General features: G+C 70.4%; 21 protein-coding genes. 10 read left to right on the top strand and 11 right to left on the bottom strand.

Translation table 11 applies throughout. The annotated features are described in order from the left end of the window. Nucleotides 1-210: 210 nt before the first annotated feature. Nucleotides 211-2,784 carry an aminopeptidase N gene (gene pepN, locus ACZ5VC_RS04295; protein ID WP_469118557.1) on the bottom strand — a complete coding sequence of 858 codons (2,574 nt, stop codon included), beginning with the start codon at nt 2,782-2,784 and terminating at the stop codon, nt 211-213. A gap of 142 nt (nt 2,785-2,926) precedes the next feature. Here pepN (ACZ5VC_RS04295) and ACZ5VC_RS04290 point away from each other — a divergent pair, with 142 nt between their 5' ends. Continuing rightward, complete coding sequence (locus ACZ5VC_RS04290; protein ID WP_469118556.1) at nt 2,927-3,421, top strand: DUF1203 domain-containing protein; 495 nt, start codon at nt 2,927-2,929, stop codon at nt 3,419-3,421. Between the two features lie 19 nt (nt 3,422-3,440). Here the strand turns inward: ACZ5VC_RS04290 and ACZ5VC_RS04285 are convergent, their stop codons facing one another. From ACZ5VC_RS04285 to ACZ5VC_RS04275, 3 genes are all read right to left on the bottom strand, one after another. Beyond that, the gene (locus ACZ5VC_RS04285) at nt 3,441-4,457 is read right to left on the bottom strand and encodes an aspartate-semialdehyde dehydrogenase (RefSeq protein ID WP_469118931.1); all 1,017 of its coding nucleotides are present in this window, start codon (nt 4,455-4,457) and stop codon (nt 3,441-3,443) included. A 160-nt stretch (nt 4,458-4,617) separates the two neighbouring features. Continuing rightward, nucleotides 4,618-7,935 carry a S8 family serine peptidase gene (locus ACZ5VC_RS04280; RefSeq protein WP_469118555.1) on the bottom strand — a complete coding sequence of 1,106 codons (3,318 nt, stop codon included), beginning with the start codon at nt 7,933-7,935 and terminating at the stop codon, nt 4,618-4,620. A gap of 197 nt (nt 7,936-8,132) precedes the next feature. Then, nucleotides 8,133-8,675, bottom strand: a complete 543-nt coding sequence (locus ACZ5VC_RS04275; RefSeq protein ID WP_468705998.1) for a CGNR zinc finger domain-containing protein — start codon at nt 8,673-8,675, stop codon at nt 8,133-8,135. A gap of 143 nt (nt 8,676-8,818) precedes the next feature. On the opposite strand from ACZ5VC_RS04275, the gene ACZ5VC_RS04270 reads away from it, so the two are divergent. The 5 genes from ACZ5VC_RS04270 to ACZ5VC_RS04250 all read left to right on the top strand — a co-directional run bounded on the left by ACZ5VC_RS04270 (nt 8,819) and on the right by ACZ5VC_RS04250 (nt 12,523). Further along, nucleotides 8,819-9,274 (top strand): VOC family protein, encoded by a 456-nt coding sequence (locus tag ACZ5VC_RS04270; protein ID WP_469118554.1) that lies wholly within the window; start codon nt 8,819-8,821, stop codon nt 9,272-9,274. A gap of 122 nt (nt 9,275-9,396) precedes the next feature. After that, nucleotides 9,397-10,290: a pyridoxamine 5'-phosphate oxidase family protein gene (locus ACZ5VC_RS04265; RefSeq protein ID WP_469118553.1), complete on the top strand. Its 894-nt coding sequence runs from the start codon at nt 9,397-9,399 to the stop codon at nt 10,288-10,290. Between the two features lies 1 nt (nt 10,291). After that, nucleotides 10,292-10,768, top strand: coding sequence for an HPP family protein (locus ACZ5VC_RS04260; RefSeq protein ID WP_469118552.1), 477 nt, complete (start codon nt 10,292-10,294; stop codon nt 10,766-10,768). Between the two features lie 43 nt (nt 10,769-10,811). Beyond that, nucleotides 10,812-11,264 carry an NUDIX hydrolase gene (locus ACZ5VC_RS04255; RefSeq protein WP_469118551.1) on the top strand — a complete coding sequence of 151 codons (453 nt, stop codon included), beginning with the start codon at nt 10,812-10,814 and terminating at the stop codon, nt 11,262-11,264. A gap of 89 nt (nt 11,265-11,353) precedes the next feature. Beyond that, nucleotides 11,354-12,523, top strand: coding sequence for a serine hydrolase domain-containing protein (locus ACZ5VC_RS04250; RefSeq protein ID WP_469118550.1), 1,170 nt, complete (start codon nt 11,354-11,356; stop codon nt 12,521-12,523). Nucleotides 12,524-12,533: 10 nt separating this feature from the next. Here ACZ5VC_RS04250 and ACZ5VC_RS04245 read toward each other — a convergent pair whose 3' ends face one another. Both ACZ5VC_RS04245 and pepN (ACZ5VC_RS04240) read right to left on the bottom strand, forming a co-directional pair. Next, on the bottom strand, nt 12,534-13,508 hold the full coding sequence (locus ACZ5VC_RS04245; protein WP_469118549.1) for a hypothetical protein: 975 nt from the start codon (nt 13,506-13,508) through the stop codon (nt 12,534-12,536). Between the two features lie 161 nt (nt 13,509-13,669). Then, entirely contained in the window at nt 13,670-16,303 is a 2,634-nt protein-coding gene (pepN, locus tag ACZ5VC_RS04240; protein WP_469118548.1) for an aminopeptidase N, read from the bottom strand. Nucleotides 16,304-16,438: 135 nt separating this feature from the next. Between pepN (ACZ5VC_RS04240) and ACZ5VC_RS04235 the strand changes: the two genes are divergently transcribed. Continuing rightward, nucleotides 16,439-17,080 carry a mycothiol-dependent nitroreductase Rv2466c family protein gene (locus tag ACZ5VC_RS04235; protein ID WP_469118547.1) on the top strand — a complete coding sequence of 214 codons (642 nt, stop codon included), beginning with the start codon at nt 16,439-16,441 and terminating at the stop codon, nt 17,078-17,080. A gap of 110 nt (nt 17,081-17,190) precedes the next feature. On the opposite strand, the gene ACZ5VC_RS04230 is transcribed toward ACZ5VC_RS04235, so the two are convergent. The 3 genes from ACZ5VC_RS04230 to ACZ5VC_RS04220 all read right to left on the bottom strand — a co-directional run bounded on the left by ACZ5VC_RS04230 (nt 17,191) and on the right by ACZ5VC_RS04220 (nt 20,899). Then, nucleotides 17,191-17,835, bottom strand: coding sequence for a superoxide dismutase (locus tag ACZ5VC_RS04230; RefSeq protein ID WP_469118546.1), 645 nt, complete (start codon nt 17,833-17,835; stop codon nt 17,191-17,193). Between the two features lie 160 nt (nt 17,836-17,995). Next, nucleotides 17,996-19,405 carry an amino acid permease gene (locus tag ACZ5VC_RS04225; protein ID WP_468705969.1) on the bottom strand — a complete coding sequence of 470 codons (1,410 nt, stop codon included), beginning with the start codon at nt 19,403-19,405 and terminating at the stop codon, nt 17,996-17,998. 117 nt (nt 19,406-19,522) lie between these two features. Further along, nucleotides 19,523-20,899, bottom strand: coding sequence for an amino acid permease (locus ACZ5VC_RS04220; protein ID WP_469118545.1), 1,377 nt, complete (start codon nt 20,897-20,899; stop codon nt 19,523-19,525). Nucleotides 20,900-21,154: 255 nt separating this feature from the next. Here ACZ5VC_RS04220 and ACZ5VC_RS04215 point away from each other — a divergent pair, with 255 nt between their 5' ends. Beyond that, the gene (locus ACZ5VC_RS04215; protein WP_469118544.1) at nt 21,155-21,739 is read left to right on the top strand and encodes a biotin transporter BioY; all 585 of its coding nucleotides are present in this window, start codon (nt 21,155-21,157) and stop codon (nt 21,737-21,739) included. A gap of 4 nt (nt 21,740-21,743) precedes the next feature. On the opposite strand, the gene ACZ5VC_RS04210 is transcribed toward ACZ5VC_RS04215, so the two are convergent. Both ACZ5VC_RS04210 and ACZ5VC_RS04205 read right to left on the bottom strand, forming a co-directional pair. Continuing rightward, nucleotides 21,744-23,042 (bottom strand): FAD-binding oxidoreductase, encoded by a 1,299-nt coding sequence (locus tag ACZ5VC_RS04210; protein WP_469118543.1) that lies wholly within the window; start codon nt 23,040-23,042, stop codon nt 21,744-21,746. An 85-nt stretch (nt 23,043-23,127) separates the two neighbouring features. Then, a complete protein-coding gene (locus ACZ5VC_RS04205; RefSeq protein ID WP_469118542.1) occupies nt 23,128-24,561 on the bottom strand; it encodes an amino acid permease in 1,434 nt (477 codons plus the stop codon). 161 nt (nt 24,562-24,722) lie between these two features. On the opposite strand from ACZ5VC_RS04205, the gene ACZ5VC_RS04200 reads away from it, so the two are divergent. Both ACZ5VC_RS04200 and ACZ5VC_RS04195 read left to right on the top strand, forming a co-directional pair. Continuing rightward, nucleotides 24,723-25,211 (top strand): ribose-5-phosphate isomerase, encoded by a 489-nt coding sequence (locus ACZ5VC_RS04200; protein ID WP_468705959.1) that lies wholly within the window; start codon nt 24,723-24,725, stop codon nt 25,209-25,211. A gap of 70 nt (nt 25,212-25,281) precedes the next feature. Continuing rightward, nucleotides 25,282-26,091 carry an Fpg/Nei family DNA glycosylase gene (locus ACZ5VC_RS04195; protein ID WP_469118541.1) on the top strand — a complete coding sequence of 270 codons (810 nt, stop codon included), beginning with the start codon at nt 25,282-25,284 and terminating at the stop codon, nt 26,089-26,091. The last annotated feature ends 13 nt before the right edge of the window (nt 26,092-26,104 follow it).

The following is a 26,104-nucleotide window of genomic DNA, read 5'->3' as shown; positions in this document are numbered from 1 at the left end:
AGAACCCTCAAACGATCGAAAGTGAAAGATCATTGGTCAACGGCCCGGAAGCTTATCGGCTTTGTGCACGACTCTTGACAGCGGGTCATGATGTGAACGTGCCACCGGAGTTGAGGCCCCGTCACCTCCCGGGGAAGCGCTCGGGAAATACCCGCGAACGCCAAGGCGCCCCGGACCAGGAGCAGTCCGGGGCGCCTTCCGCTTGTGCGTCTACTGCACGGCGGCCGCGTCCGCCGCCTGCGCCTTCAGCGCACGCTCCACGCCCGCGCGCGATTCCGTCACCATGCGCCTCAGCGCCGGAGCCGGGTCGTTCGCCGAGATCCACGCGTCGGTCGCGTCCAGCGTCTCCTGGGACACCTGGAGCGAGGGGTAGAGGCCCAGCACGATCTGCTGGACGATCTCATGGCTGCGGGTCGCCGCGATGTCCTTGATCGACGCGAAGTACTTCTCCGCGTACGGGGCGAGCAGCTCGCGCTGGTCGGTCTGGACGAAGCCCGCGATGACCGCCTCCTGCACGGCGTTGGCCAGCTTGTCGGACTCCACTACCGTCGCCCAGGCCTCCGCCTTCGCCGCCTCGGTCGGCCGGGCCGCGCGCGCGGTGGCCGCGTGGCGCTCGCCCGCCGCCGTCCGGTCACGCTCCAGCTCGGCCGCGATCTCCGTCTCGTCGTAGACACCGGTCGCGGCCAGCCGCTCCACGAACGCCCAGCGCAGCTCGGTGTCCACCGCCAGGCCCTCGATCGTCTCGGTGCCCTCCAGCAGGCCCGTCAGCAGGTCCAGCTGCTGCGGGGTGCGGGCGGTCGCCGCGAACGCGCGCGCCCATGCCAGCTGGTGGTCGCTGCCCGGCTCGGCGGAGTGCAGATGCGCCAGCGTCGCCTCGGTCCACCGCGTCAGACCCGTCTCGCGCCACTGCGGCGCCGCGTACACGTCGATCGCCAGCTTCACCTGGCGGTGCAGCGACTGCACCACACCGATGTCGCTCTCCTTGCCGATGCCCGAGAGCACCAGCTCCAGGTAGTCGCGGGCGGCCAGCTCGCCGTCCCGGGTCATGTCCCAGGCGGACGCCCAGCACAGCGCCCGCGGCAGCGACTCGGTGAAGTCGCCCAGGTGCTGGGTGACGTTGGCCAGCGAGATCTCGTCGAGGCGGACCTTCGCGTACGACAGGTCGTCGTCGTTGAGGAGCACGACGGCCGGACGGGTGGTGCCGGCCAGCTGCGGTACGTCGGTCAGCTCGGCGGCCGCGATGTCCAGCTCGACGCGGTCGGTGCGGACGAGCTTGCCGTCCCGGAGCTCGTAGAGACCGATCGCGATCCGGTGCGGGCGCAGCGTCGCCTCGCCCTTGGCGCCCGCCGGCAGCGCCGGGGCCTCCTGGCGGACCTTGAAGGAGGTGATGACGCCGGCCGCATCCGTCTCGATCTCCGGGCGCAGGATGTTGATGCCGGCCGTCTCCAGCCACGCCTTCGACCACGTCTTCAGGTCACGCCCGGAGGTCTCCTCCAGCGCGCCGAGCAGGTCGGACAGGCGCGTGTTGCCGAACGCGTGGCGCTTGAAGTACGTCTGCACTCCCGCGAAGAACTCGTCCTGGCCCACATAGGCGACCAGCTGCTTGAGCACCGACGCGCCCTTGGCGTAGGTGATGCCGTCGAAGTTGACCAGCACGTCCTCGAGATCGTTGATCTCGGCCATGATCGGGTGGGTGGAGGGCAGCTGGTCCTGGCGGTAGGCCCAGGTCTTCTCCGAGTTGGCGAAGGTGGTCCAGGCGTTCGGCCAGCGCGAGCCCTCCGCGTACGCCTGGCAGGCGACCGAGGTGTAGGTGGCGAACGACTCGTTCAGCCACAGGTCGTTCCACCACTCCATGGTGACCAGATCGCCGAACCACATGTGCGCGAGCTCGTGCAGGATGGTCTCGGCACGGCGCTCGTACGCCGCGTCCGTCACCTTCGAGCGGAAGACGTACTGGTCGCGGATGGTCACCGCGCCCGCGTTCTCCATCGCGCCCGCGTTGAACTCCGGCACGAAGAGCTGGTCGTACTTGGCGAAGGGGTAGTCGTAGGCGAACTTCTCCTGGAACCAGTCGAAGCCCTGCCGCGTCACCTCGAAGATCGCGTCCGCGTCCAGGAACTCGGCCAGCGACGGACGGCAGTAGATGCCCAGCGGAACGGACTGGCCGTCCTTCTCGTACGAGCTGTGCACCGAGTGGTACGGGCCGACGATCAGCGCGGTGATGTAGGTGGAGATGCGGGGCGTCGGCTCGAAGACCCAGATGTCGTCCTTGGGCTCCGGCGTCGGCGAGTTGGAGTTCACCGTCCAGCCGGAGGGCGCCTTCACCGTGAACTGGAAGGTCGCCTTGAGGTCCGGCTGCTCGAAGCTGGCGAAGACCCGGCGCGCGTCCGGCACCTCGAACTGGGTGTACAGGTAGGCCTGGTTGTCGACCGGGTCGACAAACCGGTGCAGGCCCTCACCGGTGTTCGTGTACGCGCAGTCCGCGACGACCTTCAGCTCGTTGCGGCCCTGGTGCAGAGGGCCGAGGGTGATCCGCGAGTCCTGGAAGACGGCGTCCACATCGAGCGCGTGCCCGTTCAGGACGACCTCGTGGACGGTGGGAGCCACCAGGTCGATGAAGGTCTCCGCGTCGGCCTCGGCGGAATCGAAGCGGACGGTGGTGACGGACCGGTAGGTGCCGCCCTCCTGCGCGCCGGACAGATCGAGGTCGATCTCGTACGCGTCCACCGTCAGCAGCTTCGCCCGCTGCTGCGCCTCTTCGCGGGTCAGGTTTGTGCCAGGCACCCGGTCATCTCCTCGGTTCGTGACGTTTGCGGCCATCCTTCCACGCCGTCCGGATGGCGGACGGGGCTCCGGTTCGGCCCCGGGCGAACGCCACGACCGAATTCCGCCAGCACGGGCCCGCGCACACGCGGAGGCTGGCCCCATGACGACCTACACCGCCCTGCCCATCCACCCCACCGCGCTGAAGGAGCTCCGCGCGAGCGACGACGCGGGCCGCCCCTGTGAGCCCTACATCGACCTCGCGGGCGGCGACCCGCTGCGCTGCTGCCTGCGGCCCAGCCGGATCGGGGAGCGGATCGCGCTCGTCTCGTACGCCCCGCTGCGGAGGTGGGCCGCCGAGACCTGGGCCCGGCCCGGCGCCTACGACGAGCAGGGGCCGGTCTTCATCCACGCGGAGGAGTGCGAGGGGCCCGGGGAGCCGGAGTCGTACCCCTTCGCCCGGCCCGGCGTCCTGCGCACCGTCCGGCGCTACGACTCCGAGGGCAGAATCGCCGGCGGCCGCCTCCTGGAGATCCCGGAGGCGGCCGACGAGGGGTTCGACGCGGCGTTCGCGGAGGCCTTCGCCGACCCGGAGGTGGCCCTGGTGCATGTCAGGGCCGTCGAGTACGGCTGCTTCCACTTCGAGGTCAGGCGCTGAGCGCTCGGGCGCCCAGAGGTCAGGCGCCGAGCTCCGCGGCGACCAGCTCCGCGATCTGCACGGCGTTCAGCGCCGCGCCCTTGCGAAGGTTGTCGTTGGAGAGGAAGAGGGCGAGACCGTTGTCGACGGTCTCGTCGACGCGGATGCGGCCCACGTACGAGGCGTCCTTGCCCGCCGCCTGGAGCGGCGTCGGGATCTCGGAGAGCTCGACGCCCTCGGCGTCCTTCAGCAGCTCGTAGGCACGCTCGACGCTGATCGGACGCTCGAAGCGGACGTTGACCTGGAGGGAGTGCCCGGAGAAGACCGGAACCCGCACACAGGTGCCCGAGACCTTGAGCTCCGGGATCTCCAGGATCTTGCGGGACTCGTTGCGGAGCTTCTGCTCCTCGTCGGTCTCGAAGGAGCCGTCGTCGACGATGGAGCCGGCGAGCGGGACCACGTTGAAGGCGATCGGGCGCTTGTAGACACCCGGCTCGGGGAACTCCACGGCCTCGCCGTCGAACGCCAGCTGGTCGGCCTTCTCGGCCACCGCACACGCCTGGGTGCGCAGCTCCGCGACGCCGGCCACGCCCGAGCCGGAGACGGCCTGGTAGGTGGTGGCGATCAGCGCGACGAGGCCGGCCTCCTGGTGGAGCGGCTTGAGGACGGGCATCGCAGCCATGGTGGTGCAGTTCGGGTTGGCGATGATGCCCTTGGGGCGGTCCTTGATCGCGTGCGGGTTGACCTCGGAGACGACGAGGGGCACCTCGGGGTCGCGGCGCCAGGCGGAGGAGTTGTCGATCACGACGGCGCCCTGGGAGGCGACCTTCTCGGCGAGGGCCTTGGACGTGGCGCCACCGGCGGAGAAGAGCACGATGTCCAGACCGGTGTAGTCGGCCGTCGAGGCGTCCTCCACCGTCACGCCGTCCACGACGCTGCCGGCGGACCGGGCGGAGGCGAAGAGGCGCAGCTCGGTGACCGGGAAGTTGCGCTCGGTGAGGATCTTGCGCATGACCGTGCCGACCTGACCGGTGGCTCCGACGATTCCGACCTTCACCTGGAACTCCTTCATACGTGCCTGCGGCGTGGGTGCCGCGTCCATGATGCGTATGACCACGGCCGCCTTGTCCAATCCATTGTCCGATGGACGGACGGTGGCGCACATGAGAGGGGCGGGCGCCCTACGGACGCCCGCCCCCGTGTTTCTCACAACAGTGCTACGGCGTGACCTTGGTGATCACGACGCTGCCGGTGCCCGCGATGGTTCCGCGCGCGTTCACCAGCTGCACCTCGCCGAAGAACTGCCGGCCCTCGGGCGCGGCGCCGGCGACCAGCACCTCGGCGCCGACCTGGGCGCTCGCGCCGTTCGCCAGCTGGACCGACTTCGACTCGTCGACCTTCACGGTGCCGAGCGAGGCGGAGTAGTAGACGTCCTTGTAGTCGAACGTGGTGCCCTCGGCCGCCTGGACCGAGTAGCCGTCGATGACGACCGTGTACGTGCCGGCGGCCGGCTTGACCAGGGAGACGGCCTCCTCCGAGTCGCCGTCCGCGGACTGGCCGACCCTCGTGGCGCCCTTGTAGACCGTGAGATCCAGGTCGGCCGCCTTGTCGGAGGTGTTGCCGATGACGACGTCCAGACGCTCGACGCCCTCACCGATCGTGATCTCGCGGGTCTGCTGCTCGTGGTGCTTGATGGTCGGGGTCTCGACCTTCGCGGAGCCCAGCGAGCCGCCCTTCAGCTTGCCCTCCAGCGCGGCGAAGCCGTTGGTGACCTTCCACTCGACGGCGGCCGGGGTGCCGACCTTCGCCTCCGGGACGGTCTGGGTGGCCGGGTCGAACGCGGCACCCAGGACCGTGACGTCCAGCTTGTAGGGGTTGTCCAGGTCCGGCGACGTGCGACGGGCCTCGACCTCGATCTCCCAGACGCCCGGCGTCGGGTCCGCGTACGAGCGCAGGTCCGGACGGCAGGTGTTGGCCGGGTTGTAGTGCGGGTAGCAGACGTTGGACGCGGTGTCCTCGAGCGCCACACCGTACGGGTGGATGGAGATGAACCGGGTCTGGCTCTTCTCCTTCAGCCCGCCGATCGCCACCTCAAGCGACTTGGCGCCCTGCGGCACGGTCACGAAATACGACTTGTGGCTGTTGCGCTGCACCGAGCCGGTCGCCGAGTAGGAGTAGCCCGGCTTGGCCAGCTGCTGGGAGGCGACCACGGTCGACAGGATCTGCTTGTCGATGCCCTCGGTGCGCTCGTCGTCCAGCTGCAGGATCGCGCTGTGGACGCCGGCGGTCTTCGCCGTGGCCTCGACCTTGACGGTCACCGGCTTGTTGAGCGGCAGGGTGATGTAGTCGTACGCGGTGGCGGCCTTGAAGGTGCCGTCGTTGTACTTCCAGCTCAGGTCGTGCCGCACGCCGTATGACGGGCCCGAGGTCCGGGTGATGGTGACGTCGTACGTCTTCTTCTTGCCGGTCTTCAGACCGCCCTCGCGGTCGTAGATGCCGGTGCCCGTGTGCGGGGCCGGGAAGATCGCGGTGTCCACCGGGGCGGTGACCTTGTAGTCGTGCGCGGTCGCGCCCGCCTCGATCGACTGCCAGGCTTCCTTGATGTCGATCAGGCCGGAGCCCTGCTCGTGCGCGGCCACACCGGCGATCTTGTTCGCGGTGCTGGTGAGGGCGGTGCGCAGGGTGAGCGGGGAGAGCTCGATCTTCTTCTGCTTCGCGGCGGACAGCAGCAGCGCGGACGCGCCGGCGGCCTGCGGCGAGGACATCGACGTGCCGTTGAGCATGCCGTAGCCGGCGGGCAGCGTGTAGCCGGCCTCGGCGACGCCGGAGCCCGCCTGCCAGGTCGGCGTGGTGTTCACGGCCGAACCGGGGGCGGTGATCGTCGGGGTGAAGCCGCCGTCCTCACGCGGACCGCGCGAGGAGAAGGGGAACATGGCGTACTTCTTCTCGACGGCCGAGCCGTAGTTGGCGGCCCAGGTCTCCTTGGAGATGGCCGCGCCGACCGAGATGACCTTGTCGGCCAGGCCGGGGTCGCCGATCGTGTTGATGCCGGGGCCCTCGTTGCCGGCCGAGATGACCAGCTGGACGCCGGTCTCGTCGATCAGGCGGGTGTAGAGCCGGGCGCGGACGTTGTCGCCGTCGTTCTGCGCGGGCAGGCCGCCGATCGACATGTTGACGATGTCGACGCCACGCTTCTCGACGAGGTCCGTCATGCCCTCCATGAGGGCGGTGTTGGTGCAGCCGCCGGACCATGTGCAGGCACGGGCGGAGACGATCTTCGCGCCGGGCGCTGCACCGTTCATCCTGCCGCCGAACAGGCTGTGGGCGGCGGTGATACCGGCGACGTGCGTGCCGTGCGAGGACTCGACGACGCCGATGTTGACGAAGTCGGCCTTCTTGCCCTCCCAGTCCGGGCCCGCGGCGTCCATCGGGACGTCCTTGCGGATCTCGATGACGAAGGGGGTGCGCTCGGCGACCGGCGTGGACGGGTTGTCGGTACCGAAGTAGCCGATCTGGTACCCGTCCTTGTACGGCTTCATCGGCTCGTTGTCCGTGAAGTCGTTGTTCTGGTCGGTGTCCACGCGGACCGTGCCGGCGGCCGCGTCGTACAACATGCCGAAGAGGTCGGTCTTGTCGCCGTCGCGGTTGATGTCACCCGCCGGGTCGCCGCCCGCGGTGATCGCCTCGTTGAAGCGGCTGAACTGGTAGGAGCCCGCGGGCGCCTTCCAGCTCTGCTGCGCGGCGGTGAAGACCGGGCCGTCGACCGGGGAGATCTGCGCACGCCAGGTGGCGTCGCCCTCGGTCAGCGGGTCGGTCGCGGTGATCCAGTCGACGATCTTGCGCTCGCCGGTGGTGGTCTTCTGCAGCGCCGGGTGGGCGAGGTCGACACCCGAGTCGAGGATGCCGATGGTCACGCCGCGGCCGTCGGCCTTGGGGTGCTCCTTGACGAAGTCCACCGCGCCGGTCTCGAAGGACGGGTTGTACGGGTTCTTCGCCGGGGTCTGCGCGCCCGGGGCCGGGTACGTGGCCGCGGTGGCCGCTCCCGCCGGTCCGGTGGTGCCCGCGTCCGGGGTGGGATCGTCCAGCTTGATCTCGGCCTGGAGGTCGATCGACTGGACCGAGGAGAGCTTGGATGCCGCCTTGATCGCGGCGTCCGCCCGGCCGGTGGGCAGGGTGGCCCGGACGTAACCGAGCTTGTCGTGCGTCTTGCCGACCGACGCCCCCTGGATCGCGTCGAGCTGGTCGGCGACCTGCTCGGTCGCGCCGGGCGCGGTGGCGATCAGGACGGTGACGGACTTCTGCCCCTTGGCCTCCGCGTCGGCGAGCCGCTGCGCGTCGGTCGAGCCGAGCTTGTCGGCCGCGTCGGAGGACTTGACCGGGGGAGTGCCCGCCGGGTCGTCGGCGGCGAGGACCGGTGCGGCGCCGGTCGCGACGAGCGCCGCCACGAGGCCGGCGGCGGCGGCCACACGGGCCGCGCGTCTGTGCCCGGGCTTCGAGCGCCCGGATATGGAGCTCTGGGATTCGGGGGTGGTCATCTACATCCCTGTATGTGAAAGAGAGGGTCCGGAATACGGTGCCGGATGACCGCTCACCCTTTCGTAAGTGACAGGGGTTTGTGGAGACTTGTCGAGGGGTGGGATACGGCTGTGGCGCACATCCGCCACCGCTGGACATGCGCCACAGAGCGCATACCGCCCTCAACCCGTACAGGTCGACGGGTACTTGGCTCGTTTTAGTTGTCTTTTGTACGAGCGTAATGACGCGAGGCCTTCGCGCGGTTGCCGCACGCGGCCATGGAGCACCAGCGGCGGGTGCCGTTCCGCGAGGTGTCGAAGAAGTGCAGGATGCACGCCTCGTGGGCGCAGGCCCGGATCCGGTCGGGCGCGGTGCGCAGCAGATCCAGGTAGTCGCGGGCGGCGGTCCAGCCCGGGCCCCAGGCCGGCTGGGCGAACTCGGCCTCCTCGCCGGGGCCGTCCGCGCTCAGCGTGGCCCTGATCCGGCCGTGTCCCAGCACGGCGTCCACCAGGGCGGCGGCCCTCGGGTCGCCCGGGCGGTCCACGATCGCGCTCAGCGCGTCACGGGCGGCGAGGGTGTGGCGCAGGGTCGTGGCGTCGGCGGTGAAGCGGTCGTCGAGCCCGTTGGACGCCAGCCAGACGCGCAGTCCGTCGGTGTCGGTGAGCAGGTCCTGGCGGACGCCCTCGTGGTTCCACCGCGTGTTGAGCAGGTCGAGGGAGACCGGCTCGCCGACGAGTGGCCGCGGATCGGAAACGGACATCCCGGCATCTCCTCTCTGTCTGCCCCCGCTGCTAACCCCTCAAGAGTACGTGAGTGGTTGACGCTCGCCAGGCCTAACCTCTAAAGTCGAATTCAGCGGTTAGGTCACACCGACGGGAACCGCACTGCCGAGAGAGGAACGCCATGACGGCGACCAGCACCCTGCGCACCGGCCACATCGGCCTGAACGTCACGGACATCGAGCGGTCCCTCGCCTTCTACGGGGACGTCCTCGGCTTCGAGGTGATCGGCGAGGGCAAGGAGAAGGGGCAGCGTTACGCCTTCCTCGGCCAGGAGGGCCGGCTCGTCCTCACCCTCTGGCAGCAGGCCGACGGCCCGTATTCCCCGCGCTTCGCCGGCCTCCACCACCTCGCCTTCGAGGTCGACTCCATCGAGCGGGTCAAGGACGCCGAGGCCCGGCTGAAGGACCGGGACGTCTCCTTCGCCTACGAGGGCGTGGTCGCCCACCGCGAGGGCTCCGCCTCCGGCGGGATCTTCTTCCACGACCCGGACGGCACCCGACTGGAGATCTACGCCCCCACCGGCGCCGAGGGCGCTCAAGCGCCGTCCGAGTCGGCGCCGACGTGCGGCTTCTTCTAGTCGCACCCGCTGCGGGCACTCGCTGCGCCCGGGCGGAGCGGGTGGGCACCACCCGAACGCGCTCCCGCGCCGAGGGCCCGAGGCCCGGACGCGGGGGCCCCGCACCCTGAGAGGACCTCCTCATGGACCCGTACCACGCCGGCTCCCTCGCCGTGCAGACCCGCTCGGGCGTCCGCGAACGCGCGGAGCACATCGCCCGCTCCATAGGCCCCGGCATCCGCCCCGTCGCGGCCGCCTTCCTGGAGCTCCAGCCCATGCTGGTGCTCGGCGCCGCCGACCGCGAAGGCCGGGTGTGGAGCTCACTGCTCACCGGGAAGCCCGGATTCGTACGGGCCACTGGACCGCACGCCGTGTCGGTCGCCGGCGGCCTGACGCAGGGTGACCCGCTCGACGGGGCGATCACCCCTGGCGGCACCCCCGTCGGAACCCTCGCCCTCGACCCGCGCACCCGGCGCCGTATGCGGCTCAACGGCACCGCGCGCCCCACCGCGCGCGGCTTCGCCGTCGCCGCCGAGCAGGTCTTCTCCAACTGCCCGAAGTACCTGCAGAAGCGCGAACTGTACGAGCCCGTTCCCGGCCCCGGGCCGGGTGCCGTGCGGCGCGGCGGACCACTCGACCCCGACCAGGAACGGTTCGTCCGCGCCGCCGACACCTTCTTCATCGCGACCGCCGCGCCCGATGGGGTCGACGCCAGTCACCGCGGCGGCAACCCCGGCTTCGTCCACGTCGACTCGCCGACCGCCCTCAGCTGGCAGGACTATCCCGGCAACGCGATGTTCCTGACCCTGGGCAACCTGGAGTCCGACGGCCGGGCCGGACTGCTCTTCCTCGACTGGACCACCGGCACCACGCTCCAGCTCACCGGAACCGCCCGCACCGAGTTCGGCCTCCACGGCCGCACGACACGGTTCGACATCCACCACACCGTGCGGACCGAGGCGGCCAGCCCCCTGCGCTGGTCAGCCCCCGAGTACTCACCGGCCAACCCGCCCCTCGCCCCCGCCCAAGGAGACTGATGTGACCGCGTCGGCCCCGGCGCCGCCCCGCCCGCGCGTCCTGCTCACCGCCACCTCGCTCAGCGTCCTGGCGCTCCTCGCCGTCGTCGCCGTGGGCACCCTGATCCACCAGCCGCTGCTCATTCCGCCCCTCGCTGCCAGCATGGCGCTGGTCGCCGGCGCCCCCGACCTGCCGCTCGCCCAGCCCCGTTCCGTCGTCGGAGGACAACTGCTCTCCGCCCTCACCGGCTTCGCGGTCCTCACCGTCGCCGGACCCGGCCTCTGGGGCGCGGCGGTCGCCGGGGGGCTCGCGCTCGGCGTCATGTCGCTCGCGCGCACGCCCCACTCGCCGGCTGCCGCCACGGCCGTGATCGTGGCCCTCCAGAACCCGCCGTTTTGTTCCTTCCTCGGCCTGCTCGCGGTGGCCTGCGCCCTGCTGGTGGCCGCGGGCGTCGCCGGTGCGCGGGCGACGGGCCGCCCCTACCCCGCGTACTGGTGACCGGGGTGGCCCCGATGTCCGAGGCGCGCCTTAACCTCCCCTCATGAACAAGGAGTTGAGGGTGGCGGCCTACGCCGTGTGCGTACGGGACGACGAGATCCTGCTCGCCCGCTGGGTGACCGGGGACGGCGCGAAGCGGTGGACGCTGCCCGGCGGCGGCATGGACCACGGCGAGGACCCCCTCGACACCGTCGTCCGCGAGGTCGAGGAGGAGACGGGCCACACCACCGAGGTGACAGCGCTCCTCGGCGTCGACTCGATCCGCCGCACCCACTCGCGCCGCTTCGGCGCCGCCGACTTCCAGGGCCTGCGCATCGTCTACGAGTGCCGGGTCACCGGCGGCGAACTGCGCAACGAGATCGACGGCTCCACCGACCTGGCCGCCTGGTACCCGCTCGACGCGGTTCCGGCACTGGAACGGGTGGAACTCGTCGACACCGGCCTCGCCCTGTGGAGGGAGCGCCCCGCGCTCGGCAGGGTCGTGCGGAACGGCTGAAAACCGCTCAACCCACCAGGCCCGCTCAACGCCCCACGCCCCGGCGGAGTCCTGCCCCACGACCACAGTCGACGAGCAGGGGAGCTCGCATGTCAGTACGCACGGTTCGGCCGGCCCGCACGGTGCTGGCGGTGGTGGCCACGGCCGCCGCCCTCGCCCTCACCGCACCCTCGGCGGCGACCGCCGCGGACACGGGCGCCGCGAGAGGCACCGACCACCGGGCCACCCAGCAGGCCCTTCGGGACGCCGTGAAGGAGGGCGTGCCCGGCGCCCTCGCCCAGGCCCGCGACGGCCGCACCACCTGGACCGGCAGCGCCGGCGTCGCGAACCTGAAGACCGGCCGGGAACGCCAGGCCCAGGACCGCTACCGGGTCGGCTCCATCACCAAGACCTTCGTCGCCACCGTGCTGCTCCAGCTGGAGGCCGAGGGTCGGCTCGACCTGGACGACAGCGTGGAGCGCTGGCTTCCGGGCGTGGTCCGGGGCAACGGACACGACGGCCGGCAGATCACTCTGCGCCAACTCCTCAACCACACCAGCGGCATCTACAACGTCACCAGCGACCCCGAGTTCGTGGACAAGATCTTCGGCCCCGGCTTCCTGGAGCACCGGTACGACACCTGGACACCGCGGCAGCTCGTGGCGATCGCGATGCGGCACCAGCCGGACTTCAAGCCGGGTACGGACTGGAACTACTCCAACACCAACTTCGTCCTGGCCGGCATGGTGATCGAGGAGGCGACGGGCCGGCCGTACGGGAAGGAGGTCGAGCGTCGCATCCTGAAGCCGCTGAAGCTGCGCTCCACCACGGTCCCCGGCACGGACACGGCGATGCCGAAGCCGAGCGGACGGGCGTACTCGAAGCTCTCCCGGGACCCGGCGGCGAAGAAGACGTACGACGTGACCGAGCTGAACCCGAGCATCGCCTACGCGGCGGGGGAGATGGTCTCCAACTCCGGTGATCTGCAGCGCTTCTACCGCGCGCTGCTGGGCGGTCGGCTCCTGCCGCAGGCACAGCTGAACGAGATGACCGACACGGTCGCGACCAGCCCGGACGATTCCTCGATGCGCTACGGACTGGGGCTGATGCGGCTCAAGCTGAGCTGTGGCAAGGAGGTGTGGGGCCACGGTGGTGGCATCCACGGCTCGTCGTCGCAGGCCGTTGTCACGCGCGACGCCCGCCACTCGCTCGCGATGAACTTCAACGCCGACTGGGCGGGCGACAGCCAGAAGGTCATCGAGGCGGAGTTCTGCGGTTGAGCCCGGGCGGCTAGCGGGGCAGGACGACCACGTACGCGGACGGGGACCGGTCCGTCGCGGCCATGAGCGCCGTACGGACCACGGTCGCCTGCTGTTCCAGTGAATCCCGCAGCTTTCGGGGGGTGATGTGGACGACGGTGATGCCCAGCCGCTCCAGATGCTCCCGCTTGCGGGTGTACTCCGACCACAGGGCGTCGTCGTCGTGGCGCGGCGCACGCGTGTCCAGCTCCACGGCGACGGCCTGGTCGGGCCAGTAGGCGTCGAGGCCGCCGAGGTGTGGGCCGCCCGGCAACCTGAGATCGACGTTCCACAGGGGGTCGGGCAGCCCGTAGGCCCGCACCATCTCGTACAGCCGGTCCTCGGCGATGGTCCGGCCCTCGGCGAGCAGCGAGTCCACGGCGTCCACCACATGCGGCCGTGACAGCAGCCGGGAGCGGTTCAACTCCCGCACGATCGCCCCCGGTTCGCAGTGTCCGTCGCGCACCGCCTCGGTGAGCAGCCGGCGGACGACGGCCGGGTCGGTCAGCTCCGCCACCGCGTCGGCGAGCGCCCGGGCCACCGGGGCGACGGGCACGCCGGTGATCTGCTCCGGGACGGGCAGGTCCTGTGCCCGGACGATCCGCACTCCGCCGAGGGACCGCAGCCGACGGGTACGGGTGACGAGAACGTCGATCCGGTCGAGGGACAACAGCGGGGGAGCGGCGGAGAATTGGTGCAGCGCGAGGGCCGCGAGACCGGTGATCACGGCGGCGGAGCCGCCGTACAGGAGGGCCGCGTGCAGCCGCTCCTCGCTGGTGGGCGGCCCCGGGTGGAGCAGATACACACCGGGCAGCAGCTGCTGCCAGGGCCCGCCGGCCCGGCACTGTGCGCCCAACTCGGCGGCCGAGACGCCGTGGGCGCGGAGCTGCGCGGTGGACATCACGCGCTGCCGGGAGTCGGCGAGGTCGGGGAAGGGGAGCGGGGAGAGCGGGGTGTTGTGGTTCATGCCGGGGGTCTTCCGCCGCCCGAGCCCTCACTAACCGCTGTTACAGTCTCGTCGACATTTAGGGACAACGCCGCCCTAAAGTACGGACGTTCGACTGCCGATGAGGGGGCCGCCGGGTGGCCGTCCCTGAGGGACGCCCACCCGGCGCGCCAAACCAAGCGCTACTGGGCGGCAGCCTCGTCGCAGGCCTGACCCCGCAGCGCCCGTGCCAGGTCGTCACGGGCCTCGAGGACCAGCCTCCGCAGCGCCGGCGCCGCCGACTCGTGCTCCGCCAGCCACGCGTCCGCCGCCGCCAGGGTCCTCGCGTCGCCCTGCAGCGCGGGGAACAGCCCCCGCACCACGTCCATCGCGATCTGGATCGACCGGTCCGCCCACACCCGTTCGATCGCCTCGAAGTACCTGGGTGCGTACGGCGCGATCAGCGCCCGCTGCGACGGCTGCGCGAAGCCCGCGATCGTCGCCTCGACCAGCGCGTTGGACAGCGCGTCCGACTCCACGACCGCCGCCCACGCCTGCGCCTTGACCGCCTCGGAGGGCCGTGCGGCCAGGCATCGCACCTGGTGGCGCTTGCCGGTCGCCGTGTCGTCCCGGGCCAGTTCCGCGGCGATGACGGTCTCGTCCGCCCGGCCGTGCGCGGCCAGCGGCAGCAGGAAGCTCCAGCGCAGCTCCTGGTCGACGTCGAGGCCGTCGATCTTCGCCGTGCCGTCGAGCAGCCCCTCGAGGAGCTGGAAGTCCGCGTCCGAGGTGGCCGCCGACGCGAAGAAGCGCGCCCAGGTCAGCTGGTGTTCGCTCGCCGGCTCGGCGAGCCGCAGCTCCTTCAGGGCGCCCTCCGCGAGAAGTCGCGCACCCTCCGCGCGCCACTGGGGCGCCGCGTAGTTCACGAGCGCCGACTGGGCCCAGGCATGGAGCATCTGCAGCACGCCGATGTCGGTCTCCCGGCCGGCGAAGTCGAGCACGATCGAGATGAAGTCCCGGGCAGGCATCAGGGCGTCGCGCGTCAGGTTCCACAGCGCCGACCAGCACAGCGCCCGCGCCAGCGGATCGGTGATGTCTCCCAGATGGGCGCGGAGCGTCGCCAGCGACCCCTCGTCGAAGCGGATCTTGCAGTAGGTCAGGTCGTCGTCGTTGACGAGGACGAGGTCCGGGCGCGTCTCGCCCGCGAGCGCGTCCACGACCGTCCGCGCCCCGACCACGTCGACCTCGGCGCGGGCGTACCGCACGAGTTCGCCGTCGGTGGAGAGGCGGTACAGGCCCACCGCCGCGCGGTGCGGACGACCCGCCGACGGAGTCGGCCGGTCCAGTGCGGCGTCGCCGTCCTGGACCACGGCCAGCTCGGTGATCCGGCCACCCGCGTCGTAGGTCACCGCGGGAGCCAGCGTGTTCACCCCGGACGTCTCCAGCCAGGACCGCGACCAGCTCCTCATGTCGCGCCCGGAGGTCTCCTCCAGGACGGAGAGCAGGTCGGCCAGGCGCGTGTTGCCGTACGCGTGGCGCTTGAAGTAACGCCGCGCGCCCTCCAGGAACGCGTCCCGTCCCGCGTACGCCACCAGTTGCTTCAGCACCGACGCGCCCTTGGCGTACGTGATGCCGTCGAAGTTGAGCTTGGCGTCCTCCAGGTCACGGATGTCGGCCGTGATCGGGTGGGTGGACGGCAGCTGGTCGGCGCGGTAGGCCCATGCCTTGCGGTTGTTGGCGAAGGTCACCCAGCTGTTGGTGAAGCGGGTCGCCTCCGCCAGCGAGAACGAGCCCATGAAGTCCGCGAAGGACTCCTTCAGCCACAGGTCGTCCCACCACACCATGGTGACCAGGTCGCCGAACCACATGTGCGCCATCTCGTGCAGGATGACGTTGGCCCGGCGCTCGTACGCCGCCTGTGTGACCTTGCCGCGGTAGATGTACTCCTCGCGGAAGGTGACCATGCCCGGGTTCTCCATCGCGCCGAGGTTGTACTCGGGGACGAAGGCCTGGTCGTACTTCCCGAAGGGGTACGGGAAGTCGAAGTTGTCGTGGAAGAAGTCGAACCCCTGCTTGGTGATCAGGAAGACGTCGTCCGCGTCGAAGTGCTTGGCGAGCCCCTTGCGGCACATCGCGCCGAGCGGGATCTCCAGATCGCCGCGCTTGTAGGTGTCCGTGACGTAGTGGTACGGCCCCGCCACGACACAGGTGATGTACGTCGAGATCGGCGCCGTCTCGGCGAACCGCCAGACCCCGCCCTCCCGTCGCCCGCCACCACCCTTATTCGGATGCGCTTCGCGCCCTTCTTGTACCTGCTCGCCCACACCGTTCGACCAGACCGTCCAGCCCTCCGGCGCGGTCACCTCGAAGCGGTAGGGCGCCTTCAGGTCCGGCTGCTCGAAGTTCGCGAAGACCCGGCGCGCGTCGGCCGGTTCGTACTGCGTGTACAGATAGACCTCGCCGTCCTCCGGGTCGACGAAGCGGTGCATGCCCTCGCCGGTGCGGCTGTACGCGCACTGCGCGTCCACCACCAGCACGTTCTCGTCGGCGAGACCGTCGAGCGTGATGCGGGAGCCGTCGAAGACGACGGCCGGGTCCAGGGCGCGGCCGTTGAGCGTGACCGAGGTCACCGACGGGGCGATCAGGTCGACGAACGTCGTGTCCCCGGGCGCGGTCCGGCGGAAGCGCACGGTGGTCACCGAACGGAAGGTCCGGGGCCCGGGCCCCTCCGGAGCAGCCCCGACCGCGGACCGCAGATCGAGGGCGACCTCGTACCCGTCGACGGACAGCAGCTCGGCCCGCTCGCGGGCCTCGTCGCGGGACAGATTCTCACCGGGCACGGGCACTCCTTCGTGACTCGTTCGACAGCAGCGATCCTCCCATGTGCCTCTGACGCCCGGCACCCGGGAATGCCCTCGCCGGCCGAAGGCGTTGTGCCCGTTGCGCACACTCGTCCGTATCCCTTGAGGAGAGACATGTCCGAGAGCAGGACCACCGCAGACTTCTGGTTCGACCCGCTGTGCCCGTGGGCCTGGATGACCTCCCGCTGGATGCTGGAGGTGGAGAAGGTCCGCCCGGTGGACGTGCGCTGGCATGTGATGAGCCTGGCGGTCCTCAACGAGGACAAGCTGGACCAGGTGCCCGCGGAGTACCGAGAGATGCTGGAGACGAAGGCCTGGGGCCCGGTGCGCGTGGTGATCGCGGCGCAGCAGCTGCACGGCGACGAGGTGGTGGGCAAGCTCTACACCGCGCTCGGCACCCGCTTCCACAACAAGGGCGAGGGCCCGACTCCCACGGCGATCCGGGAGGCTCTCGAGGACGTCGGTCTGCCCGTCTCGCTCGCCGCCTACGCCGACAAGGACACCTACGACGCCCAGCTGCGCGCCTCGCACAACGAGGGCATCAGCAAGGTCGGCCAGGAGGTCGGCACCCCGGTCATCGCGGTCCCGGGCGCGGACGGCGAGCAGATCGCCTTCTTCGGCCCGGTCGTCACCCCGGCCCCCAAGGGCGAGGAGGCGGCCCGCCTGTGGGACGGCACGCTGCTGGTGGCATCGATTCCCGGCTTCTACGAGATCAAGCGCACCAGGACGCAGGGCCCGGACTTCAGCAACCTCTGAGTCCTCTTGGTACGCGGACGGCCCCCGCGAGTCATCGCGGGGGCCGTCCGTCATTCCGCCCGCCCGGTGAAGGTTGAGAAGACGATCACGAGCAGGACGATCGGTGCGCCTTACGGCGTGATGAGCGGGGTGCGGCCCTTGGCCCCGGTGTAGCGCCTGGCCACGTCCTGCCAGTTGACGACCTGCCACATCGCCTCGATGAAGTCCACCTTCTGGTTCTTGTACTGGAGGTAGAAGGCGTGCTCCCAGGCGTCGAAGACCAGGATCGGGACTGAGCCCTGGCCGACGTTGCCCTGGTGGTCGTAGACCTGCTCGACGATCAGCCGGCCGCTCACCGGCTCGTACGCGAGGACGCCCCAGCCGGAGCCCTGGGTCGTCGCGGCGGCCTTGGTCAGCTGCGTCTTGAACTTGGCGAAGGAGCCGAAGGACTCGGCGATCGCGTCCGCCAGCTCACCGACGCCGTCGGCCGCCAGCGGCTCGCCGCCACCGCCGTCCTTCGGGCTGTTCATGTTGTGCCAGTAGATGCTGTGCAGGATGTGGCCGGAGAGGTGGAACGCGAGGTTCTTCTCCAGGCCGTTGATCGATCCCCAGGCTTCCTTGTCGCGCGCCTCCTCGAGCTGTTCGAGGGTGTCGTTGGCGCCCTTGACGTAGGCGGCGTGGTGCTTGTCGTGGTGCAGCTCGATGATCTGGGGATTGATCACCGGCTCGAGTGCCGCGTAGTCGTACGGAAGTTCAGGAAGTGTGTAGATCGCCATGTGCCGAGCCCTCCGACTGCTTATTGCAACCTATGTGCAAATGCAGGCTAGCAGCAGGTGCACATGAAGTTGATCAGCCCTTCGACCTAGGACCGGCGCCGCGCACACGAAGAACCCCGGACCGAAGGCGGTCCGGGGTTCTTCGCGCGCGGAGACGTGGTCAGGCGTTTCGGCCCGCGGCCACCTTCTGGCGGACGAAGCCGGCCACGGCGAGTGCCAGCGTCAGGCCGCCCGTGTAGTAGAGCTGCGTCCGGGTGCCCTCCTCACGGGCCATCAGGACGAACACCGCGGCGATGCCGACGAGCGCCACCCACGTCAGGTAGGGGTAGGCCCACATCTTCACGACCAGCTTCTCGGGCGCCTCGCGCTCCAGCCTGCGCCGCAGCAGCAGCTGCGAGGCGGCGATGAAGAACCAGACGACGAGGATGATCGCGCCGATCATGTTGAGCAGCCACATGAAGATGTCGTTGGGGCGCCAGTAGCTGAGCAGCACACAGGCGAAGCCGAAGACGGACGACGTCAGCACGGCCACCCGCGGCACGCCGCCGGAGATCGAGCCGAGCGCCTTCGGGCCCTGGCCGCGCGCCACCAGGGAGCCGGCCATGCGCGAAGCGCCGTAGATGTTGGCGTTCATGGCCGAAAGCAGCGCGATCAGGATGACGACCTTCATGATCTGGCCGGCGGCCGGCAGACCGAGGTACTCCAGCGTGGCCACGTACGAGCCCTTGTCCGGGTCGACCAGCGCCCCGTCGTTCCACGGGATCAGCGTCACGACGACGGCCATCGAGCCGACGTAGAAGATCGCGATACGCCACATCGCCGTGCGCACCGCCTTGGCGACGCCCTGGACCGGGTGCTCGGACTCGGCCGCCGCGATGGTGACCGTCTCCAGGCCGCCGTAGGCGAAGACGGAGGCGAGCAGGCCGACGATCAGTCCCTCGGAGCCGTTGGGCATGAAGCCGCCGTGGCCGGTGAGGTGGGTGGTGCCGGGGGCGTCCGTGTCGGGCAGGACACCCGCGATGGCGAGCACGCCGATGCCGAGGAAGAGGACGATCGCGCCGACCTTCAGGGCGGCGAACCAGAACTCGAACTCTCCGAAGTTCTTCACGGCCGCGAGGTTGGTCGCGCAGAAGACCAGCATGAACAGGGCGACGAAGGCCCACTCGGGAACGCCCGGCACCCAGCCGTGCACGATCTTCGCGGCGCCGATGCCCTCCAGGCCAACCGCCACGCACAGCAGGAACCAGAACGACCAGCCCGCGGTGAAGCCGGCCCACGGCCCGATGGCCCGCTCGGCGTGCACGGAGAAGGAGCCGGAGGCCGGATTCGCGGCGGCCATCTCACCCAGCATCCGCATGATCAGCATGACGAGCGCACCGGAGATCGCGTACGCGAGGACGATCGACGGGCCCGCGGCGGCGATCGCGGTGCCGGACCCCACGAAGAGACCGGCGCCGATGACGCCACCGAGGGCGATCATCGACAGATGGCGTTGCTTGAGTCCGTGCGAGAGCGGCGGATCGGCCGGAGTCGTCCGGTCGTCCTGTACGGGCGCGGTGGTCCGAGGCATGGGCGTGCCCTGTTCAGTAGCTGAGACGGGGGGAGCGGCCCACAGTCTGGGCGCGTTCACCGGTCACAGGGAACAGATGTCCGCTATACGGTCACGATCTTCACACAAAGTGAAGACTCACCCACGCCTCGCGCGCAGTTCGCGTCCGGCGGCGACCAGCAGCACCGCGCCCGTCGCCGCCCCCGACCACAACACCTGCGGCCGGGCGGCGTCGTCGGTCAGCATCAGGACCAGTACGGCCACCATCGCCGCCAGCGCCGTCCAGGTCAGCCAGGGGAAGCCCCACATCCTCAGGGTGAGCGTCTCGGGTGCCTCCCGCTCGATCCGGCGGCGCAGCCTCAGCTGCGAGAGGGCGATGAGCCCCCACACGAACAGCAGTACCGCGCCGACCGCGTTGAGCATGTAGAGGAAGACGGAATCCGGCCACTTCAGATTGAGCAGGACGGAGACGAACCCGAAGGCCACCGACGCGAGCACCGCCCGGCGCGGCACACCGCCCCCCGACACCTTCAGCAGCCCCTTCGGCGCATCGCCCCGCTCGGCCAGCGAGAAGATCATCCGGGAGGAGCCGTAGAGATTGGCGTTCAGCGCGGACAGCAGTGCCACGAAGATGACGACGTTCATGATCTGCCCGGCCGCGGGGACTCCGATGCTGTCCAGGACGGCCACGTAGGGGCTCTGCCCCGGTGTGATCGACGTCCAGGGCAGCAGGGTCACGACGACCAGCATCGAGCCGACGTAGAAGAAGAGGATGCGCCAGACGGCGCTGCGCACGGCGCGGGCCACATTGCGGGCCGGGTCCTTCGACTCCGCGGCCGCGATGGTCACGACCTCCAGGCCGCCGAAGGCGAAGACGACGACGAGGACCCCGGAGGTGACGCCCTCCCAGCCGTTCGGCAGGAAGCCGCCCAGCCCGGTCAGATTGGCCGTCCCGACCGGCTCGGTGTCCGGCAGCACGCCGAGGATCGCCAGCACGCCCAGGACGAGGAAGAGGACGATCGCGCCGACCTTCAGCGCGGCGAACCAGAACTCGAACTCGCCGAAGTTCTTCACCGCGGCCAGGTTGGTGAGCGTGAACACCACCATGAAGACCAGCACCCAGGTCCACTGCGGGACACCCGGCACCCATCCGTTCGCGATCTTCGCGGCGCCGGTCGCCTCCACCGCCAGGACCACCACCAGCAGGAACCAGTACAGCCAGCCGACGGAGAAGCCCGCCCAGCGGCCCAGCGCCCGTTCCGCGTGCACCGAGAAGGCGCCCGACGCGGGCATGGCCGACGACATCTCGCCGAGCATCCGCATGATCAGCATCGCGAGGGCGCCCGCGATCAGATACGACACGACGATGCCGGGTCCGGCGACCGCGATCCCGGCGCCCGAGCCCACGAACAGGCCGGCGCCGATGACCCCGCCGAGGCCCAGCATGGTCAGGTGACGCTGCTTCAGGCCGTGGGAGAGCGGTTCCGGCTCAGGGGCCAACGAGGTGTCGCGCATGTACTCGTACTCTCGGGGGGATTTATGGAGACCCCACAGTCTCCCTGCTGACCGTCCCTTGGCGCAAAAGGGACTACGCGCCATGTCGTCCCCAGTGACGAGCATCACGCGAAACGGTGCTGATCGGCGGTCCTTTGTTGGGTCTCCATGAAGGGGCCAACCCCCGCTTTGTACGCGACTGATGGTGATCGGTCGTTCACCGCTGGGCTACCGTCAACTCGTCCGTCCTGCCCCTCACCCTCGCGGAGTACACCGATGAGCACTGCTGCCGCCCCCGTCCGTCCCGGCGTGGTCCTGGCCGACCTGCTGCCCGCCAGCCGCACCCGCGACATCGCGCTGGTCCTCGGTGGCGCCGCGCTCACCGGAGTCGCCGCGCAGATCTCGGTGACCGTCCCCGGCTCGCCGGTCCCGGTCACCGGGCAGACGTTCGCGGCCCTGCTCGTCGGTACCGCGCTCGGCGCCCGCCGCGGTTTCCTCTCCCTCGCGGTGTACGTGCTCGCCGGCATGGCGGGTCTGCCGTGGTTCGCCCAGGCCACCTCGGGATTCGGCATGCCGTCCTTCGGCTACCTCCTCGGCATGCTCCTCGCCTCGACCGTCGTGGGCGCCCTCGCCCGCCGCGGCGCCGACCGCTCCGTGCTCCGCACGGCGGGCGCCATGACGCTCGGCTCCCTGATCATCTACGCCGTCGGCGTGCCGTACCTCGCGCTGGCCACCGGGATGACGCTGTCTCAGGCGGTCGCCCTCGGCCTGACGCCGTTCCTCATCGGCGACGCCCTCAAGGCGGCGCTGGCCATGGGCGTCCTGCCGACCACCTGGAAGCTGCTCGGCCGCAACGGCTGATCCCTCAGTTCCCGCCAAAGAGGCTCGCCGGGTCGTACCGCTCCTTGACCCGGGCGAGCCTCTCGCGCGTCGGGGCGTCGAACAGCCCCTCCGTACGCCCCCCGTCGGCGAAGGCGAAGTTCCTGAACCGGCCCGTCGCCCACCGCTCGACCGTCCCGGCCGCGCGGGCGTGCAGCTCCCGGACCGGGGCGAGACCGTCCTCGCCGAGCGGATAGAGCGTCCGCACCAGGAACGCGGCGTCACGGTGCGGCACAGCGTTCGGCCGCTCCTCGGCGAGGGCGCCGCCCAGGTGGTTGATCTGGACGACGGCCATCCGGCCCGCCTCCGGGCCGGTCAGCTTCAGCAGCGCGGCGGCCGCGTCGGCGTCGAGGTCGCGCAGGGCGATCCCGTCGCCCCAGTAGGCGTGCGGGAAGTCCGGATCGCTGTGGATGGTGTGGCTCTCGGTGTACGGCATCTCCCGCAGCGAGTCCGACAGCGCGGGCCCGATCGCCCGCAGCGGCGCCACCAGCCGCTCGCCCTCGGCCGCCTCCCCGGTGTACGCGACCCGCACCGACAGCACGTACCTGCCCCGCAGATGCTCCGGCAGCACCGGGATGTCGGGGTACACCAGGGCCGCGAGCGAGGACGTCAGCGCGTCGGGGAGCGTCTCCACCCAGGCGCGGTACGCCCGCAGGACGGCGGCCGGGTCCACCCGCGCCCCGTCGAAGGCGATCGCCCCGCCGTACAGCCGGTCCACCTCCACCAGGCCGACCTCCAGGGCGGTCACCACTCCGAGCCCGTGTCCGCCGCCCGGGAGCGCCCAGAAGAGCTCCGGCTCGCTGTCGGCGGTGACATGGCGCAGTTCGGCATCGGCGGTGACCACGTCGAGCGCGCGCACATGGTCGGCGGTGTAGCCGAACCGCCGGGCGAGAAGTCCCAGTCCGCCGCCCAGGGTGGACGAGACCGCACCGACGCCGGGCGCCGAGCCGCCCAGCGGGGCGAGACCGTGCGCCGCGGCGGCCTCGACGACCTGCCCCCAGCGCACGCCCGCCCCCAGCCGTACGGTCCGCCGTGCCGCGTCGATCCGTACGCCGTCCATCCGCCGCGTGGTGATCAGGACCCCGCCCTCGACCGCGCCGGGCAGGCCGTGCCCGGTCGCCTGGACGCGGACCGGCAGCCCGTGCTCGGCGGCGTGGGCCACGGCCCCGCGGACGTCCTCGGCGCGGGCGGCCGCTACCACCAGGTCGGGCCGCAGGGCGAAGCCGGTCTGGAATCCGGCCAGTTCCTCGTCGTAGCCGGCGTCCCCACGGCGATAAGTGATCATGGAAAAGGCTCTCCGTCCACTCGGTGTGTACGGAGAGCCTCTCGCCGATACCTGACATCCGCCGTCAGGTATCACGCCGGAGTGATCAGGCCTCGACGTCCGCCTTGCGGGTGCGCTCGAGCACCAGGCCGATGACCAGCACGACGGCCGCGACCAGCAGCGACAGCAGCACGACCTTGCGGTTCTCGTCGTCGTAGAGCATGTAGCCCAGCACGAACGTGATCATCGCGGCGGTCGCCCAGGTCAGATACGGGAAGAGCCACATCTTCACGGTCAGCTTCTCCGGCGCCTCGCGGAGCAGGATGCCGCGCATCCGCAGCTGGGTGAAGCAGATCACCAGCCACACGAAGAGCGCGACGGCGCCCGAGGAGTTCAGGAGGAAGTCGAAGACCGTGTCCTTGAACGCGTAGTTGAAGTACACGGCGGCGAAGCCGAAGACGACCGAGGCCAGGATGGCGGCCGTGGGCACGCCCTTGGCGTTGACCTTGGCGAAGGCCTTCGGCGCGTCACCGCGCTCGCCCAGCGAGAACGCCATGCGGGAGGCCGTGTAGAGGCCGGAGTTGAGGCAGGAGAGCACGGCCGTCAGCACGATCACGTTCATGATCTGACCGGCGTGCGGGATGCCGATGGAGTCCAGGGCCGCGACGTACGAGCCCTTCTCGACGATCGACTTGTCGTTCCACGGCAGCAGGGTCAGGACCACGAGGATCGAGCCCAGGTAGAAGACCGCGATGCGCCAGATCACGCTGTTGGTGGCCTTGGTGACCGCGCGCCGCGGGTCCTCGGACTCACCGGCGGCGAGCGTGACGATCTCGCTGCCCATGAAGGAGAAGACCACCATCAGCACACCGGTGAGGATGGCGCCCGCGCCATTGGGCAGGAATCCACCGGCGTCGGTGAGGTGCGCGAAGCCCGCGCCGGGGTTGTCGGAGCCGGGCAGTATGCCGAACACGGCCAGCAGGCCGATGATCACGAAGCCGCCGATGGCGACGACCTTGATGCCCGCGAACCAGAACTCGAACTCGCCGTAGGACGACACCGAGGCGAGGTTGGTCGCCGTCAGCACGATCATCACGATCAGCGCCCAGGCCCACTGCGGCACGGCCGGCACCCAGCCCTCGAGGATCACCGCGCCCGCGGTCGCCTCGACCGCCAGCACGACGACCCAGAAGAACCAGTACAGCCAGCCGATGGAGAAGCCCGCCCAGCGGCCGAGCGCGCGGTCGGCGTACGCCGAGAAGGAACCGGAGTTCGGGCTCGCGGCCGCCATCTCGCCGAGCATCCGCATCACGAAGACGACCAGCGCGCCGACGAGTGCGTACGACACGAGGATGGCCGGACCGGCCTTGGCGATGCCGCCGGAGGAGCCCACGAAGAGGCCCGCGCCGATCACACCACCGATGGCGATCATGGACAGATGGCGGTTCTTCAGGCCGGCCTTGAGACCGTCGGAGGACTGCGGAGTACCGGGTTCACCGGTGCCTACGCCTTCCTTCTGCAGGGTCGGCTGCGTGGTCATGGACGAATCCTTACGTCTGGAGGGCGCTCGGGTTACGAGCCTGTGCATTGAAACCCGAGACCCGGAGAGGCCGGAAGACCCGAATCCGGATCGTGATACGAGGGCGGACGTCCCGACCCCGCTGACCGCTACCCGGCGCCCGCCATGCCACACTCGGACCCATGCGCGTGTACCTCGGCTCCGACCATGCCGGCTACGAACTCAAGAACCACCTCGTCGAGTGGCTGACGGCCCACGGGCACGAGCCCGTCGACTGTGGTCCCCACATCTACGACGCCCAGGACGACTACCCGCCGTTCTGCCTGCGTGCCGCCGAGAAGACGGCCGCGGACCCGGACGCGCTGGGCATCGTGATCGGCGGCTCCGGCAACGGCGAGCAGATCGCCGCGAACAAGGTCAAGGGCGTCCGTGCGGCGCTGGCCTGGAGCGAGCAGACCGCCGCGCTGGGCCGCGAGCACAACAACGCCAACGTCGTCGCGATCGGCGGCCGGATGCACTCGCTGGAGGAGTCCACCAAGTTCGTGGAGATCTTCCTCAGCACGCCGTACTCCGGTGAGGAGCGTCACACCCGGCGCATCGAGATGCTCTCGGCGTACGAGACCACCGGCGAGCTCCCCCCGATCCCGGCCCACCACCCGCAGCAGGGCTGACCCGCCCCACCCGTGCCGCCGGTTCCGCCGGCGGCACGGCCGTGCCGTCCCGTCGTCCAGGAGAGCAGCCGTGCCCGAGGGGCATACGATCCACCGCCTCGCCGAGGACCATCTCGCCCGCTTCGCCGGGCGGCCGGTGCGCGTCACCAGCCCGCAGGGCAAGTTCTCCGACAGCGCGGCCCTTCTCGACGGCCGTGTCCTCGACGGCGTCGACGCCCACGGCAAGCACCTCTTCCTCGGCTTCGAGGACACCGGCTGGGTCCACATCCATCTCGGGCTCTTCGGGAAGCTCGGCTTCGGTACCGCTCCGGCCCCGCCGCCCACGGACACCGTTCGGCTGCGCCTCGTCAACGGCGACCACTACGCCGATCTGCGCGGGCCGACCACCTGCGCCCTGATCACCGAGCCCGAGAAGCGCGCGATACACGACCGGCTCGGGCCCGACCCGCTCCGCGCGGGCGACGACCCGGGCAAGGCCTGGCAGCGGATCTCCCGGAGCCGCACCACGATCGCCGCGCTCCTCATGGACCAGAAGGTCATCGCCGGCGTCGGCAATGTGTACCGCGCCGAGGTGCTCTTCCGGCACGGCATCGACCCGTACCGCCCGGGCAAGGACCTCACCGAGCGCGAATGGGCCGCCCTCTGGGCCGATCTGGTCGCGCTGATGCGGGAAGGCGTGCGGAACAACCGCATCGACACCGTCCGCCCCGAGCACACCCCGGAGGCGATGGGCCGGCCGCCGCGGGTCGACGACCACGGCGGCGAGGTCTACGTGTACCGCAGGGCTGCCATGCCCTGCCATCTCTGTGGCGGCGAGATCCGCACCGCCGGTCTCGCCGCCCGCAATCTCTTCTGGTGCCCGGGGTGCCAGCAGCGTTAGGGCCTGCCGTTTC

The sequence above is a fragment of the Streptomyces sp. NPDC033174 genome, assembly GCF_055577795.1.
This window is presented reverse-complemented; position numbering and strand designations above follow the sequence as displayed.